General features: G+C 45.6%; 12 protein-coding genes and 1 pseudogene. 6 read left to right on the top strand and 7 right to left on the bottom strand.

Features of this window, described 5'->3' with window-relative positions:
• Nucleotide 1 precedes the first annotated feature (1 nt).
• The 6 genes and pseudogenes from ACK8OT_RS07120 to ACK8OT_RS07095 all read right to left on the bottom strand — a co-directional run.
• Nucleotides 2–508, bottom strand: a complete 507-nt coding sequence (locus ACK8OT_RS07120; RefSeq protein WP_410195804.1) for a chemotaxis protein CheW — start codon at nucleotides 506–508, stop codon at nucleotides 2–4.
• Complete coding sequence (locus ACK8OT_RS07115; RefSeq protein ID WP_410195803.1) at nucleotides 505–2,616, bottom strand: chemotaxis protein CheA; 2,112 nt, start codon at nucleotides 2,614–2,616, stop codon at nucleotides 505–507. Before ACK8OT_RS07115 ends, ACK8OT_RS07120 begins: the two co-directional genes overlap by 4 nt.
• An 18-nt stretch (nucleotides 2,617–2,634) precedes the next feature.
• Complete coding sequence (locus ACK8OT_RS07110; RefSeq protein WP_410195802.1) at nucleotides 2,635–3,000, bottom strand: response regulator; 366 nt, start codon at nucleotides 2,998–3,000, stop codon at nucleotides 2,635–2,637.
• 1 nt (nucleotide 3,001) lies between these two features.
• Nucleotides 3,002–4,687, bottom strand: coding sequence for a SpoIIE family protein phosphatase (locus tag ACK8OT_RS07105; protein WP_410195801.1), 1,686 nt, complete (start codon nucleotides 4,685–4,687; stop codon nucleotides 3,002–3,004).
• Nucleotides 4,674–4,958, bottom strand: coding sequence for an STAS domain-containing protein (locus tag ACK8OT_RS07100; RefSeq protein ID WP_410195800.1), 285 nt, complete (start codon nucleotides 4,956–4,958; stop codon nucleotides 4,674–4,676). The genes ACK8OT_RS07105 and ACK8OT_RS07100 overlap by 14 nt, the downstream gene beginning before the upstream one ends.
• A 398-nt stretch (nucleotides 4,959–5,356) precedes the next feature.
• Nucleotides 5,357–5,584, bottom strand: a pseudogene (locus ACK8OT_RS07095) (methyl-accepting chemotaxis protein); the annotation flags it as partial.
• A gap of 956 nt (nucleotides 5,585–6,540) precedes the next feature.
• Here ACK8OT_RS07095 and ACK8OT_RS07090 point away from each other — a divergent pair.
• Complete coding sequence (locus ACK8OT_RS07090; RefSeq protein ID WP_410195799.1) at nucleotides 6,541–8,985, top strand: EAL domain-containing protein; 2,445 nt, start codon at nucleotides 6,541–6,543, stop codon at nucleotides 8,983–8,985.
• A gap of 51 nt (nucleotides 8,986–9,036) precedes the next feature.
• Here ACK8OT_RS07090 and ACK8OT_RS07085 read toward each other — a convergent pair whose 3' ends face one another.
• A complete protein-coding gene (locus ACK8OT_RS07085) occupies nucleotides 9,037–11,082 on the bottom strand; it encodes a glycoside hydrolase family 19 protein (RefSeq protein ID WP_410195798.1) in 2,046 nt (681 codons plus the stop codon).
• A 307-nt stretch (nucleotides 11,083–11,389) separates the two neighbouring features.
• Between ACK8OT_RS07085 and ACK8OT_RS07080 the strand changes: the two genes are divergently transcribed.
• From ACK8OT_RS07080 to ACK8OT_RS07060, 5 genes are read left to right on the top strand one after another with little or no spacing between them, the layout of a single operon-like run.
• Nucleotides 11,390–11,998 (top strand): thermostable hemolysin, encoded by a 609-nt coding sequence (locus ACK8OT_RS07080; protein WP_410195797.1) that lies wholly within the window; start codon nucleotides 11,390–11,392, stop codon nucleotides 11,996–11,998.
• Nucleotides 11,999–12,004: 6 nt separating this feature from the next.
• Nucleotides 12,005–13,543: an AMP-binding protein gene (locus ACK8OT_RS07075; protein WP_410195796.1), complete on the top strand. Its 1,539-nt coding sequence runs from the start codon at nucleotides 12,005–12,007 to the stop codon at nucleotides 13,541–13,543.
• Nucleotides 13,544–13,554: 11 nt separating this feature from the next.
• A complete protein-coding gene (locus ACK8OT_RS07070; protein WP_410195795.1) occupies nucleotides 13,555–14,238 on the top strand; it encodes an iron-containing redox enzyme family protein in 684 nt (227 codons plus the stop codon).
• Between the two features lie 8 nt (nucleotides 14,239–14,246).
• A complete protein-coding gene (locus ACK8OT_RS07065) occupies nucleotides 14,247–15,092 on the top strand; it encodes an SDR family oxidoreductase (protein WP_410195794.1) in 846 nt (281 codons plus the stop codon).
• Nucleotides 15,093–15,103: 11 nt separating this feature from the next.
• Complete coding sequence (locus ACK8OT_RS07060) at nucleotides 15,104–15,739, top strand: tetratricopeptide repeat protein (protein ID WP_410195793.1); 636 nt, start codon at nucleotides 15,104–15,106, stop codon at nucleotides 15,737–15,739.
• The last annotated feature ends 1 nt before the right edge of the window (nucleotide 15,740 follow it).

The following is a 15,740-nucleotide window of genomic DNA, read 5'->3' as shown; positions in this document are numbered from 1 at the left end:
GTTATCCCTCCGACGCCATTGCGGTCTCATCAAATAAGCCCAGCTCATGGCTGGATATTAATTTTTCTATATTGAGTAATATGATCATGTCGTCATTAACCGGCGCTAAACCAAACAAGTACTCACTATCAAACGCCACACCAAATTCTGGTGGGGGTTTAATGTCTGAGGCTTTCATGTTGATAACGTCTGACACGGCATCCACCACAATCCCCACGATTCGCTCGTTGATATGAAGCATGATGACGATGGTAAATTCGTTATAGCTGGCTTCACCGACATTGAACTTAATTCGCAAATCAACGATAGGCACAATATCACCACGCAGATTAAGAACCCCTTTAATGAAAGGTGGCGCATTGGCGATTTTTGTCACAGGCTCATACCCTCTGATCTCTCGCACTTTCATGATGTCTAAGCCATAATGCTCATCACCTAAGGTGAAGGTTAAGTACTCTAAGCTAGTGCCATCTTGACTATCGACTTCTATTTGATGTGAATGACTCATCCCATCTCCTTGTTTACGAAAGACTCATCAACTCTTAGCGCAAGTGATTCCGCATCAATGATCAACGCAACGCTGCCATCACCCATGATGGTTGCGCCTGCCACTCCCGGCACTCGGCGATAATGTTGTTCTAAGCTCTTGATCACCACTTGTTGTTGACCAATAAGATCATCAACTAACAAAGCAAAACGCGTTTTGCTGGTTTCAATTAACACCAATATTCCTTCACTCGAGTGGGTTGATTGTGGCTCGACTTCCATCACTTTATACAGCTTGACGATCGGCCAATAAGCATCTCTTAGCTCCAACACTTGCTGATTACTGATCTGCTTCAGTTGGCTTTCACTGGGTTGAACCGATTCGATGATATTAACCAGAGGAATAATGAACATTTGATCGCCAACCGCAATCGACATGCCATCCAAAATGGCCAGTGTTAATGGCAAGCGAATTTCAAAGGTGGAGCCAACGCCGGCTTGGGACTCAATCTCTAATCTGCCGCCCATTGACTCTATGTTGCGCTTGACCACATCCATGCCCACTCCGCGCCCCGAAACATCGGTAATTTCGGCTGCGGTAGAAAAACCAGCCGACATGATCAATTGCCATACCTGTTGGTCCGATGGATTTTCTGGCACATCGATGCCATTTTCATATGCCTTAGCCAAGATACGATCACGATTCAAGCCGCCACCGTCATCACTGACCGAAATAAGAATATTGCCGCCTTTTTGCTCTGCTTTTAGGGTTAACTTACCCGTCTCGTCTTTGCCTGCTGCAAGGCGCACTTCAGGCTTTTCAATGCCGTGATCTAAACTGTTGCGCACTAAATGGGTTAAGGGGTCGACTAAACGTTCAATCAACCCCTTATCGATTTCGGTTTGTCCGCCCTCAATCACTAAATCAATTTTCTTATTGAGCTTTTTCGATAAATCTCTTACTACGCGAGGAAAGCGGTTAAAAACAAACGACATCGGCAACATGCGAATCGACATAATGCCTTCTTGCAGCTCACGGGTATTACGCTCTAATTCAGATAAGGCAGAATGTAAGCGCTCCGCCGTAGGTCCGTGCATTTCATCACCAATCAGATTTAGCATAGATTGAGTGATCACCAACTCTCCCACTAGGTTAACTAAACTATCTATTTTGGTAATGTCGACGCGGATACTGCTAGCTTCGGCACTTTCTACCTTAGGGGTTTCTTTTTTATTAGAAACCGGGCTAGCAGGCACAATGGGTTTTGCAGGAGGGGGGCTATTTGGCTGCGCGACTTGATTGGTTGGAGCCGACTGTGGATGACTAGGAGCGCTAGGCGCAGGCTCTGAGGCACTGGTCAAGGGCTCAAAAAAGCCAAAGCCATCTTCATCTTGAGTTGGCTCCGTTTTATTTTCAGGCTCTGAGCCTAAGGGAGCAAAAAAACCAAAACCCTCTTCTTCTTGAGTCGGCTCCGTTTTATTTTCAAGCTCTGAGCCTAATGGAGCGAAAAAGCCAAATCCCTGCTCATCATCTGACGCATCATCCGACTCGTCATCCGACACGTCACTGGCAGCCGAGCTTGATTCACTTGGTAACGGCTCGAAAAACCCAAAAGCGGCCTCGTCTTCTGTTTCGGAGGCTGAAGCAGGGTCTTGTCCATCATGTTGATTTTGTTGTTGCCCGTTTAACGGCTGAAAAAAACCATAACCTTGCTCGGGAGGATCTTCACTTTGGCTTGCTTCAGGATTAAGAATGGCTTCCAGATCTGCCGTCGTTGAATTAACCAACGCCCAATCAGGCTCAGTACCATCGGTATAGCTTTGCAACAAATTACGCAGTGCGTCCACCGCAACCAATAACCCATCAATCGCTTGTGCGTGTAAATTAAACTTACCTTGGCGAGCTTTATCAAACAGGTTTTCCATCACATGGGTTACTGTGATCAAGGCATCAAACGCAAACATACCACTGCCGCCTTTAATCGAATGGGCAGCGCGGAAAATACTATTTAACTCTTCAAGATCAGGGGAGCTAGGATCAAGCGCCAATAAGAGATGCTCCATCTCATCTAGGTGTTCATGACTTTCTTCGATAAACACGCCATGAAACTGGCTCATATCCATTGACATAGAGGTCTTCCCTATCCGTTAACCAAGAACCTTAGCTGCAACCTGTAGCAGTTTTGCGGGATCAAATGGCTTCACCATCCAACCCGTAGCCCCTGCAGCTCGCCCTTTTGCTTTCATTTCTTCACTGGCTTCGGTAGTTAATACCACAATAGGTTTAGTGCGATAGCTCGCTAAACCACGCAGTGATTTGATAAGGGTCAGGCCATCCATGCGGGGCATATTTTGATCCGTCAGCACAAAATCAAAATTATTGGTTTTACAAAGGTCAAACGCTTCCTGACCATCTTTAGCTAAGGTTACTTGATAGCTAGCCGATTTTAGGGTCGCTTCTACCATCTGTCTGATTGACGCTGAGTCATCAACAATAAGTACGTTTTTGCTCATATTATTCAGTTCCACCTAAGACCACCCGGACGGCATTACCTGGGGCTATTATTTCAAGGGAATCAGCAAGATGCTCAATTAAGGTTAAGCCTCTGCCATAACTTTTTGATAAATCGACGGGTTCAACATTGCCATGGAAAAATCCACGCCCGCTGTCTTTGATATAAATCTCCAAGCATTGTGAGTGACTTTGCCATTGCACTTTTAAGACAATCTTGTCTTTACCGCTCAGGCGTTTGATGCGTTGCTCCTTTTGCTCATAAAACGTAAGAAATCCATTCTCTTGCTCTTTAATGTCACTGCTTAGTTCAAGTACGCCATGTTCAAAAGCATTCATGTAAAGCTCGGTGAGTATGGTGAAGGTTTTCTGCACTAGCGGCAGGGGCAGTTGCTTGCCAAGCAATTCAGAAAAATGAGCCGGAATATCTAATAGATCAAGCGCAGCCCCATGCAGTGTGTGCTCAATCAAAAAGGCGCTTTCGCCAGTCATGCTCGTGCCATTATTGCTCGGCTGCACATTCGCAAGGAGCTGATTGGTATCTATCTGCACGATGGAAATATCATCTCCAGCCGGAGGGCAATCCACATTAAAATATTTCTTTACACCAGCAAGAGGCTCTTCAGTGTCGAGCAGTGTCACTAACTGTTCTGTATTTAGCATGTCGTTAGTATGAGAAGGGCTTTCAATCACGCCATCGCTAAACATCACCACCTTTTGGTTAGGCTCGAGGGGTAATCTTACCGGATGCACGCTAAATAAGGTGTCGGGTAAAATACCCAGAGCCATATTACCCGACTCAACTTGGTTGACGACTTGTTGCTGCTGGTCAATGACTAAAACCGGAGGCATCGCGCCATTCCAGACATCAATGACACCTCTGCTTGGCTGAATATGCAGCAAAATGATGGCGACAAAACGATCCTCTGGCAGCATGTGTGTGAGTTTATTGTTAAGCTCAAAAACAATATTGGAAATAGGCAATGCCTTTTCCGACATGGCTTTGAATATTTGCACTAATGGCATCAAAGAAACTGCCGCTGCTAAACCATGCCCCATCGCATCGGCCAGTAAAACATAATCACTGCCATCTATCCCATTACAATGGATCACACTGTCGCCACTAAACTGCGATGAAGGTTTCACCCAATGATGAATACCTTGATGCTCGGTATGGATTTTTGCAAACATGGCACCCAGCAAGTGTTTCGCTAGCGCTTGCTCTTGAAGCTCTGCATCTCGCCACTGATTGAGCGCTTCACGCTGCTCGTTATTCAGCTTTTCTAGTCGACGTTGATGCACCGATTTCTTCATTTTCAGCCAAAGCAGGTCCATATTGACAGGCTTTAATGCATAGTCATCAATACCTTGGCTAAAAGCTTTGAGAAAAAAGTCGGCATCGTCATTCGCGCTGACCATGATCACCGCAGCCATTTTCAGCTTTTCTTTTATCAAAGGAAGTAGAGTAACGCCCTGACCATCGGTTAAATGGTTATCGAGTAAGACAACATCGAAATGGGAATGCTGCTCTATCGCCTGCCGAGCTGATTCCAACGATGGGCAGATGGTTGTCAGCACACCTTTTTCATTAAAAAAATGTTGGTATAACAGTGTAAACACTGTGCTGTCTTCCACCACTAACACTGAATAGGGTGGGCTGATATGATTTGAAGTCTCAGTAAAAGGCATATAATTTCGCCATATTGGCCATTTCTAAAATATCCAGCGCACTGCCTTGCGCCCCTTTTATTGCCAGCTTAGCTTGATGGTTCTTTTCGTTTTTTTTAGACAGTAACACCAACATACCAAGGGCTGAGCTATCGAGATAAAGCACTTGTGAAAAATCCAGCTCTATCGACTCCACGTTAGCAGCAGCCATAATTTTTTCTATTTCTTGGTTAAACGTCTTGTGGTGATGAAAATCAAATCGATTAGGTAATCGAATAATGTGTTGCGCCACATCGCCTCCTAAACGTGAATAATCACGGCAGATTAAAACAGATCTACTTCGCCGCTGGCCATTGAGCTCGCTGAAACAGGGTTGGAGCGAGTCGCTTTAAATTCCTTTATATTTTCAATATAGTTCTTCAACTTATGAGGGTTGGTTAAATTTTCTAATTCTGTTATCTCGCGCAGCTGATGTTGTAATAGCGCTAGTTGTGAGGCCATATAATTGAGGTGCTGATGGTTGATATCGCCAAACTGCAAGCCACGCATCGCATCATATAAGGATTGTTGTAGTAACTGGTTATGTTCATCTAACGCATTAGCATGCTCTTTGTTGAGGCTAGCGTTACTCATTAGTAACTTAATGGCATTGTGCACATTTTTTTTCGCTTCCATCACATAGGTCACGTCTTGAGATGCAACTTCACCGATATCTGCGGTCAAGGATTCAATTTGCTGCGCCATGTGTTTGAGCTTATCTTGTATTTGATTGCTGAATCCGGCGGAGCGTGTCGATAGCGAGCGCACTTCATCGGCAACAACGGCAAATCCTCTTCCCGCCTCTCCCGCTCTAGCCGCCTCAATGGCTGCATTCAATGCCAGTAAGTTAGTTTGCGAGGCTATTTGATCTATGTCCTTCATCGCTTGAATCACATCAGGAACCAAGGCATTAATCTTGTTTACCTTTTCCACTAAATCCATCGATGCGGCAGACATATGTACCGTGGTTTCAACAAATTGCTCTAAAGTTCCACTGGTTTCTTTAGCAAATTTGGCCATCCATGAATCGCCACTTTCATTCAGCTCCGACGCCAACAAGTGCGCCACTCGGTCGCGCTGAAGTTCAGCCAATTCTTTAAGTTGAGAGAATGCACCCGCCAATGTTGTGACTGCATCAGATTGGGTGCTATTCACATCATCAATTCCTAGCTTACAATCTTCGATAATTTCCTTGGCTTGCAATAAAATTTGTTGTTGTAGTCGCTGGGTTTCATCATTAACACAAGGAAGATCCTGTTCCCCCTTTGACACCATATTGACCTGCTGCATGGCATACCAGCAAAAAGCGGCGCAAATAATGACGCAAAGAATAATGACAGCCAACGCAGGCAATATAGGCTCTAGTGTTAAACCACACAGTAATGCAACCACTATTCCCGCTAATAATAGCCTGCTCGGTTTCTGCATATCCCTCTCCCCTACATATTCAATTTTGCTTTCGTGCTATCAGCGTATACAAGCCTGATAAACCAAACGAAAAGTATCAAATCTAAGCCAAGCTTGAGACAACCACTGGCGTGTACTGCTCTGTTATTTAGTCTAGACACGATTTATTGATATGATGATTAATTCATAAATTATTTTGTTTGTCTTATCGCATTTCTTTACTTAATCTTGAGTTAAGCTTATTCATTCGATGATACTCATCTTTCACTGCATTCATGGAGCGGGATATTGGTTTCATGTTGTTAGGTCTTTGAGATTGAACATTGCCCGGCTACTTAGTTTTCGCTAACACAGCACGGCTAGAAAACCGAGCAAAATACTCTTTCATTGAGCGTCCAACATGTTGCTCCGAGAAAGGAAGAACAAACATGCACACGGTAATTGACCAAAGCCTGTTTCATGCCATGTTCAATGACGTGGCGCAGCCATGGTCGCTTCAACTAAAAAAGCAACGATTTATTTGTAGCGAAGAGCTGGCCAGAAGCTTGGGGCTAAACTCGGTCAGTATTTCGCTCTCTGCATTTTTTTCAGTGTTGGATGAAAGCGGTGTTTTACTGTGTAAACAAGCTATTAAACAAGCTTGTGAGAGCGGTCAAGCACAACACAACAAACTCATCGCTGTGGTACAAAAAACTCGCTATTTAATTGATTTCAAGATTAACGCTGGCCGCATTGGCGACTCAGAATTGCACGGCACAGCGCAATTATTATTGCAATTTTTAAGCCCGACGCAGGAGCTATTCCTACTCAGAAAAATATTCAACGAGTCAAAAAATGGCTTAATGGTGGCCGATACCAATCATTATGTGCTACTTGCTAACAAGGAGTTCTGCCATGAGACCGAATACTCACCCAATGAGTTAATTGGAGCCCATGCCAGCGCAATAAAAAGTGAGCATTATAATGAAGCGTTTCATCACAAGCTTTGGAACAGTATTAACAAACACGGTTACTGGGAAGGTGAGATCCTAGCCAAGACTAAATCAGGGCAAGATTATGCTCATGAAGCCTTAATCAAATGTGTTGAAATTGATGGCAATAAGTTTTACACCACCACTACCCGTAAGCTTGATGCTTCGCTAGCCACGTTAACCCAGCAACAAGAATATCCTCCCACCATAACACTCCCAAACAAAGCTGAGTTTGAAACCCAACTCGATCAGCTGTACCACAGTTTACGCAGCGACAAAACTATCGTCTGTATGGCGTTTAACGCAAGCATGAGTGGCTCGATTAGCAGCGAATTAAAAGCGTGGCTCATTTCACAGCGCTTTGACTCGATGAATTTTGATGGCTATCTTGGCCAACTCAGCAGTGCCATGTTTGGTTTATTTTGGCAGTGTGATAAGAAGGTAGACCGAATTAATGGCGATCTTTGGTCAATCATTCGCAGGCTGACCGGCACCCGCAAAGATGATGCCATCAAACTTGCCCCCGTACTCACGGTAGGATGCTCGGTATTAGCCATCGATGCAACTAGCCCAAAACAGTTACTGGCTCACGCTATTCAAGCCCTTATCGCCAATCAACAACAACGCAGCTCAACGCTATACTATTTTGATCGTCGCCTTGCTCATCGGTTTGATCGGATAACCAAGTTAACTAAATTACTCGATGATGCATTGCAAGCAGAAAAAATTGAAGTTTATTATCAACCTATAGTGAGCTTACCCGATCTTAGGATCAGCAAATTTGAGGCCCTATTTCGCACTAAGTTAGACACAGACCTAGAGTACAGCACCCAAGAGTTAATCCAAATTGCGGAAAAAAATGCATGGATAGATCGCATCGATGCCACCGTTGCACACCAAGCGATCCATGATCTCCCTCTATTGCAGCAGCACTTTAACGATAAGCAGATTGGCATATCCATAAATCGCTCGCTGCAAAGTGACTTACTCAATCTAAGCTGCCTAGAAGAAACCGTACAAATATTAAGTCACTCTAACGTAAACCTTGAGCAAGTGACGCTGGAGTTAACGGAATCCGCCTTCTTCCAAGATTTATCAAGACAAAAAATATGGATAGACAAGCTACGCAGCATTGGCGTAGAGCTGGCCATTGATGATTTCGGCACCGGTTATTCTTCGTTTTCGTATTTACTGAACTTACCTGTTAGCGTGATCAAAATCGATAAGCTGTTCATTGATAACTTAACCGCTGACAGTGCTGAATTCGCAATGATCGATATGCTGACCACCCTAAGCCATAAAATTGGCGGCAAGGTTATCGTTGAGGGAGTTGAATCCGTCTCTCAGCTGCACATTTTAAGCCAGCTGAAGGTTGATATGTTGCAAGGGTATTTATTTAGTAAACCGAAAAGCCTTGCACAGATAACCAGTGATAAAGATAGCTTTAATTTTAATCATTTAGCTCCCCATATCTACCAAGCTCCTGTCCTAACTGCGGCTGAGATTATGACAACAGATTATGTCAGCATCGGTCTTGATGACAGACTTATCCGAGCGAAGGCTTTGTTTGATAAGCATAATATTGACCATCTCGTCGTTATCGAAAACAGTCAATGCCAAGGCACAATAAGCCGGACTCAGTTAATGGCTGAATTAAGCCCTTATTTAGGCACAAAAAGTGAGCAACAAAGAGATAAAGTAACACTCAACAAGCGAGTACATCAGGTGATGGACAAAAACATCAAAACCTTACCTGAAGCAAGCTTGGCTCAAGAGTGTCAGCAGTGGCTAAGCCAACATAGCAATAGCATTATCATAGTGCACGGTAGCGTAAATGTGTGTATTGGCGTGATCACTGCAAAAGAAATCATGTCACGCTGCCTTAGCCAAAGCAGCAAGTAAAAAAATAGCCACCCTAAGGTGGCTATTGCTACAAGACGTTGTTGGTTAGCATTACTTCCCTTCGGGAATCACTTCACCAAATTCATCGGTTGCGCGGACATTGAAAATGTCTTCTACACAGATTTCGTAATCACCTTTACCCCAAGCGCTGTAAGCAGTTTGGTAGCCTGCTAGTTTACACTTGAAGCTATGATTACCCGGTGTATTGGCATCCCAACCCCAATCTTTATCCCAGTACACTTGTAGCGCACCAGAGCCATTAGTATCAAATGCCTTCATGTCGGCACAGTCTAATTTCTCACCTGTGATATCCAGGCTTAGGTAGTTGGCAATTTCTTTGTAGTAAGCAATACGTGCTTTAGCTTGGTTGGTGGTTGAACCTTTACCACATTCAAATGCACCGTTGATGATTTGAATAGTTGAACCAAAGCCATGCTCAATACCATTGGCTTTGTCGGCCGCATTTGGCTGCCAAGTGCCGTCAATCACATGTAACATGCTTGGCTTAGGCGGTTGTGGGTAAACATAGAAGAACACAGCCGAAGCTAAGTTTAACCAAGTATCGGCCACCAGCTCAGGGTTCTTCAGCAGTACCATCTTATCGCCGAACATGGCTTCAGAGAATGGACCGTAGTTGTAGTTCCAGCTTAACTGCTTAGCACCACGCCCAAAGTAGCTCTTGTTTTGACAAGGCCAACGCTCACCAGCCCAGCCAGTACACTTGTTGTAAGGACCTGTGGTGTCGGTTTCAGATTTGTACATTTCACGCACATAGTACAAACCTTGACGCCATTCTGGATTACCTTTAGCGCCTTCCCAGTTCGGTGCATGAGCACCCGTTTCTTGCACAAAGTGAGCAAACATAGTCACTAACGAACGCTTACAGATTTCGTCAGAGTTACGACCATCTTCATAAGTGCGACAGAACGCAGGGAACTTAGCAATGGCTTGCAAGAAGCGCTGGTAAGTGTAGTTTTCGTGACGAATTGGGAATAAGAACTCCCAGTCAGCTTCGCTGACAATGGCTTCAGCGCGGCGCACGTTATCTGGGTTTTCAGCGCGTAGTGGTACGACGGCTTCAACCGCAGCATTATCTAGAGTTTGCGTATCAGCGCGTACTAAATCGAATAGTTCAGACGAGGTTAACGCCGTTTCACGGGCTTCTAGCTGACTACGTGGAATTAAGTAACCACCTTGACCGTCTTCAGTTACCGTTAGCTCGTTTGGATCCACCGGAGCTGGCGTAGGTGTTGGCTCAGTGGTTGGTGGCGGCGTTGGCTCTGCGCTTGGTTCAACTGTCGGTTCGATTGTTGGTTGCGGCGTTGGCAGCGGTAAGTTGTATTTTTGTGCTGCCCATAGCTCAACATCGTAAGCCGACTGAGAGTTGTTTAAGGTTTCTAAATCTTGACCATTGTCGATACAAGCTTGGGCACCTAATACGGTACTACATAACTTAGCTTCATTCGCTGGACCACAGTAAGCAAAATGGTAACCGTGGTACCAGTTGTCGGCACAGATATCAGGCTCGCCTGTCGGCTCAGATGTTGGCGGTACGGTCGGCTCAGCCGTTGGCTCTTGAGTAATGACTGGCGCATCAGGACAGCTCACCTCATCCCAGAACCAGCTACCACTGCGTGGGCTTTCCCACGTACCTGGGCTGTTTTTCGCTACATAACAACTTTGGTTAAAGCTAACCATGTCGCCGTTGCTTACCTTAGTAGTACCCGGCACCCAAGGAGTCACATTGCTCGGAGGAAGACTTGGATCGGGCGTCACTTCAGGCGTTGGCTCTAAAGTCGGTACTGGAGTAGGCGTCGGTTTTGGCGTTGGCGCAGGTGTTGGCTCCAAAGTTGGCTCTGAAGTTGGAAGAGTTACATCACCACAGCTTGCCGCTGTCCAGAACCAGGTTGAAGAGCTTGATGGGGTTTCCCAGCTACCTGGATTATTCTTGGCAACGTAACAGGCATCTTTGTAGATAACTAGGTCACCGTTGCTCACTTTGGTTTTACCTGGCTCCCAGGTAATAGGTGCAGCGGCATTGGCCTGGGCAGACACACCCATAACCAGCGCTGCAATCAGGCTGAGTTTCACGTTCATTGCAATCATCCTTGAACAAGTTAAGTGGTAAAGGCAAAAACTATTGCCATTGCAAATAGTAGCAATTGCTAACGCAAGATAGTTTGAACTAGCTCTAGTTATCCTCACAAAGCATGTGTGATTAGTACTATTTACTTAGTCAGATTAAACACTTACAAGAAAACAATTAACATAATTGAAACACGAAAATTACATATTTATTTTTAACTTCTTAAGAGTTTCTTAAGTTTTATCCATTACTTTCAAAACTAAGCCGTTGTTAGTCTTTTGTTGGCTTCTTGATAGTACTAAATGGTAGGTAACGCTTATGGAACATAATCACCCTGAAATTGGTCACTTCAGCTTACACATCATCGAGCCAAGTAGCGATCTTTGGCAACGAGTCACCAACCATGTGGCATTGCGCTACAAAGCGGCTTTTGCCGCAGAGCTAACCAGCTTTATGCCCGCTTACTTAACCTTATGCCAAGGTGAACAAATTGTGTGTGTATGTGGTTTTCGTATTGCGTCAAACGAGCCGCTATTTCTTGAACAATATTTACCTCAGGAAGCTCAGCTGCTGATAACCAAAGCATTTCATTGCGACGTTAAACGCTCACATTTAATTGAATTTGGTCACCTCGCCTCATTTGCTACAGGCATGTCATCGCTGCATTTCTACCTGATGGCACAAATGTTGGTGGATTTAGGCTATGAGTGGTGCATTTTTACCGCCACCGATCCGCTCCATGCCATGATGCGCAGACTCGGTTTACAGCCACACCTGATTGCTCAAGCAGAGCAAAGCAAAATCCCAAATGCGACCACGATTTGGGGCTCATATTATGAGTACCAGCCAAAGGTAATGGCAGGCAGCTTAGGAAAAGGCTTAGCTCAGCTGCGCGCTATTCACGCCAATAAAATCAAACGGGCTTAGTTAAAGATGAACAACTTATTAAAAGCCATTAAGCACTGGGCAACGGTTGCACCACAAAATATTGCGTTTTGCGGCCAAGATCAGCAGCAACAAGACATCACGCTAAACTACGGCGCGCTGCAAAATGAAATAGAGCTGATTGCTGCACAGTTACTGAGTTACGAGGTAAAGGTGTTGGCCTTTCGTGCCAGCAACAGTGTTAATTGGGCTCTTATCGATCTCGCCGCGATGGCTGCGAACATCATCTTAGTGCCTATTCCCACCTTTTTTTCTGCCACACAAGTTGAGCACACCTTAACCCAATCCGGTGCCGATAGCTTGATCGGCGAGTGGCAAGACTTAAGCGATAGTAACTCCAGTTGGCTAGCCTCTTATCAAGAGACGGGACACAGCTTAGCGGGATATTCTCTGAAACAGCACAACAGCCCGCCTCTCATCAAGCATATTGACCAAACAGCAAAGATCACGTTTACCTCGGGCTCCACCGGCCAGCCCAAGGGCGTCTGCTTAAGCCAATCTCATCTGGTGAATGTCGCAGAGTCCCTAGCAACCGAAGTGAAATCGCTTAGTCGCGTCCATATGGTGCTACTGCCGCTGTCTACCTTGTTAGAAAACATTACAGGTGTGTATGTCCCCTTGCTGCTTGGCGCGACCAGCGTCATTCTCTCGGGTCAGCAAACGGGGCTAACAGGCTCAAGTCACTTTGATGGTCAGATTTTTGCGAATGCATTAACTAAGATCCAGCCCCATAGTCTAGTGCTAACACCCGCCTTATTGGCGGCGCTGATCCAAGTTGTCAAACGACAACCTAGCCTTAGCCAATCATTACGATTTGTTGCCGTAGGCGGTGCGCGCGTAGGTGAGCAATTGATTAAGGCTGCACATGCGTTGACCATTCCTGCCTATGAAGGTTATGGTTTATCTGAGTGTGGCTCTGTGGTGTGCCTCAACTCCCCAACTAACAATAAACCGGGCAGCTGTGGCAAAACCATAGGTAACATTGAACTGCGCATTGCCAGTGATGGTGAGATTTGGGTACGTAACAGTCTTGCTCTTGGCTATATTGATCAGCCATTTACATCCCAATGGTTAGCAACTGGCGATCTAGGTCAAATCGACGAACTTGGCTATGTCACGCTATCTGGCCGAAAAAAGAATCTGATTATTACCGCCTATGGGCGCAATATATCACCAGAATGGATCGAATCAGAAGCCTTTGCGCTATTGCCCAATTTGCCCTTTATTGTCATGGGTGACGGTGAGCAAGGCTTAATCGCGATCACAGGAAAAGCACCCAATTTAGTCGCTCAGGTACTTAAGCTGAACCAAAGCTTACCCGACTATGCCCAAATTCAAACCTTGTTTGTGATGGCGGATCCTCGCTCGAATGTCGCTTGGTACACCAGTAACGGCAAACTCAAACGCGAGCAACTCATCAGCAGTATCACCCCTTTGCTGACTCAACCCCAAAGCTATTTCAGCGTAGCAGGACAAGACGTAAACAAGATAGATCTCAATTTAACCCCCAATAAGATTGCCCTATAAGGAGACAGGTTATGTCATTATTTTTTGCGCAACTACAGCAACAAACCTCGGCCGCACAACAAACCATGTTGAGCGCGCCCATTATCGCTGACGTGCACCAAGGCAAGGTGTCAAAAGACATGTATCTTTCTTTTCTCACCCAAGCCTTTCATCACGTAAAACACACGGTGCCGCTACTGATGGCTTGCGGTGGCCGCCTTGGTCTTGAATATGAATGGGTAAGAGCCGCCTTAGCCGAATACATAGACGAAGAAAAAGGCCACCACGAATGGATCCTCAATGATATCCACGCCTGTGGGGGTGATGCCGATGCCGTACGTAACAATATCGGCATCGGCCAAGTTGGCCCCGCTATTGAGCTGATGACGGCTTATCTTTACCACCAGATCGATCGCCGCAATCCATTAGCTTTATTTGGCATGGTATGGGTATTGGAAGGCACAAGTGTCGGTATCGGCGCCACTATGGCTGAAAAAATTCAAACCAGTTTGCAACTACCTTCCTCAGCCATGAGTTATCTGGTTTCCCATAGCGAGCTAGACAAATCTCACCTGCAATTTTTTGCTTGTTTGATGGATCAAATCACTAAACCAGAAGACCAACGCGCCATTATCGAATCCGCCAACATGGTATTTGAACTCTATAGCCAAATGCTTAGATCTTTGCCTCGAATCACTAATCAACAAGCAGCATGAGGTGAGTTATGGAGATTAAACAGAGCAAAATTATGCTCACAGGTGCCACTGGGGGTATCGGACACAGCATAGCGCAACAGCTAGCCAATGAAGGTGCCCAGTTGATCTTGGTTGGCCGGAGTCAAGCCAAACTGCGCAGTTTGCTCGCCACTTTGGCCAATCCTGAGCAACATCAAATTGTGGTGGCCGATATCACCACGGTGCAAGGCCTGCGGCAAATCAACCACTTCGCTATGCAATCACCGCGAATCAACGCTTTGATAAATAATGCGGGTTGCAATCAATTTAAGTTACTTAGTCAGAAGACCGATGCCGAACTTGAGCAAGAAATCCAGGTAAATCTGTTAGCCCCGATCCAACTGTGTCAATCGGCACTGAGTTGGCTAACACAGCCCGGCGTGATGCTAAACATAGGATCCACTTTTGGATCTATCGGGTATCCGGGTTATAGCGTTTATTGCGCCGCTAAAGCAGGGCTGCATCGCTTTAGTGAAGCTTTGGATCGTGAACTGGAAGGCTCTGGCTTAAGAGTGCTCTACTTGGCCCCTCGAGCAACGGATACCGAGTTAAATAACGCGGCAGTGAAACAAATGAATCAGCAACTCGGCAACAAGATCGATACCCCAGATGTCGTCGCCAACCATGTTGTCGCCATGCTTAAGCAAGAAACCTCGGCTAAGTGGATTGGCTGGCCAGAGAAACTGTTTGCTCGCATCAATCAAATTTTGCCCAGTGTGGTTGCCAGCGCCATCCATAAACAGCAAGCCACCCTACAGCACTTTCTTCATCCATCGGTAAAGCCATCGGTTCAACCCTCGGTACAACCGTTGAGCCAACCAATAGATCACAAGTAAGGAATAATGCCATGAAATCTAAATTACTCTTTTGCTCACTTAGTCTTTGCAGCGCCTTAGCCACCAGCTCGGTATTGGCAGAAACAACACCATTGCAACAGATCCAAGCACAATGGGCACAATGCCAATACAACACCAAAGAGGGTGATGAAAAAACCTTCTGCTTTAGCAAAAACATTGCAACTAATCAGCGTTATTTAACCAGTGCGCCTAATGATCCTGAACTGACAGTTTGGCTAGCAATCAATAAAGCCTCACTCGCGGGAGCCAGAGGTGGATTAGGAGCCCTATCCCTTGCTGAAGAAGCCAAAGCCTTGTTAGAACAAGTGATAGCGAGTGCCCCTAGCACCCTAGAAGGTTCAGCCTATACCAGTTTAGGCTCGTTGTATTACAAGGTACCGGGCTGGCCAATCGGTTTTGGGGATGATGACAAAGCAGAGCAAATGTTAAAGCACGCCTTGCAGATTAATCCAACGGGCATTGACGCCAATTATTTTTATGGCGACTATCTAGTAGAAGAAGGGCGTACCAGCGAGGCCAAGGTATATTTAACCCGAGCACTGCAAGCGCCCGCACGACCAAATCGCGCCTTAGCCGACCAAGGCCGAAAACAAGAAATTCAAGCCACCTTAGGAAAGATAAAATAAC

This window comes from Motilimonas thetidivivens, from assembly GCF_046452435.1.
In the GTDB taxonomy this organism is placed as follows: Bacteria; Pseudomonadota; Gammaproteobacteria; order Enterobacterales; family CBDFNC01; genus Motilimonas.
This window is presented reverse-complemented; position numbering and strand designations above follow the sequence as displayed.

What these genes read in the sequence shown, in the direction of transcription:
- ACK8OT_RS07120 (WP_410195804.1), bottom strand. Translation starts at nt 508, where the DNA reads ATGAGTCATTCACATCAAATAGAAGTCGATAGTCAAGATGGCACTAGC.
- ACK8OT_RS07115 (WP_410195803.1), bottom strand. Translation starts at nt 2,616, where the DNA reads ATGTCAATGGATATGAGCCAGTTTCATGGCGTGTTTATCGAAGAAAGT.
- ACK8OT_RS07110 (WP_410195802.1), bottom strand. Translation starts at nt 3,000, where the DNA reads ATGAGCAAAAACGTACTTATTGTTGATGACTCAGCGTCAATCAGACAG.
- ACK8OT_RS07105 (WP_410195801.1), bottom strand. Translation starts at nt 4,687, where the DNA reads ATGCCTTTTACTGAGACTTCAAATCATATCAGCCCACCCTATTCAGTG.
- ACK8OT_RS07090 (WP_410195799.1), top strand. Translation starts at nt 6,541, where the DNA reads ATGCACACGGTAATTGACCAAAGCCTGTTTCATGCCATGTTCAATGAC.
- ACK8OT_RS07085 (WP_410195798.1), bottom strand. Translation starts at nt 11,082, where the DNA reads ATGAACGTGAAACTCAGCCTGATTGCAGCGCTGGTTATGGGTGTGTCT.
- ACK8OT_RS07080 (WP_410195797.1), top strand. Translation starts at nt 11,390, where the DNA reads ATGGAACATAATCACCCTGAAATTGGTCACTTCAGCTTACACATCATC.
- ACK8OT_RS07075 (WP_410195796.1), top strand. Translation starts at nt 12,005, where the DNA reads ATGAACAACTTATTAAAAGCCATTAAGCACTGGGCAACGGTTGCACCA.
- ACK8OT_RS07070 (WP_410195795.1), top strand. Translation starts at nt 13,555, where the DNA reads ATGTCATTATTTTTTGCGCAACTACAGCAACAAACCTCGGCCGCACAA.
- ACK8OT_RS07065 (WP_410195794.1), top strand. Translation starts at nt 14,247, where the DNA reads ATGGAGATTAAACAGAGCAAAATTATGCTCACAGGTGCCACTGGGGGT.
- ACK8OT_RS07060 (WP_410195793.1), top strand. Translation starts at nt 15,104, where the DNA reads ATGAAATCTAAATTACTCTTTTGCTCACTTAGTCTTTGCAGCGCCTTA.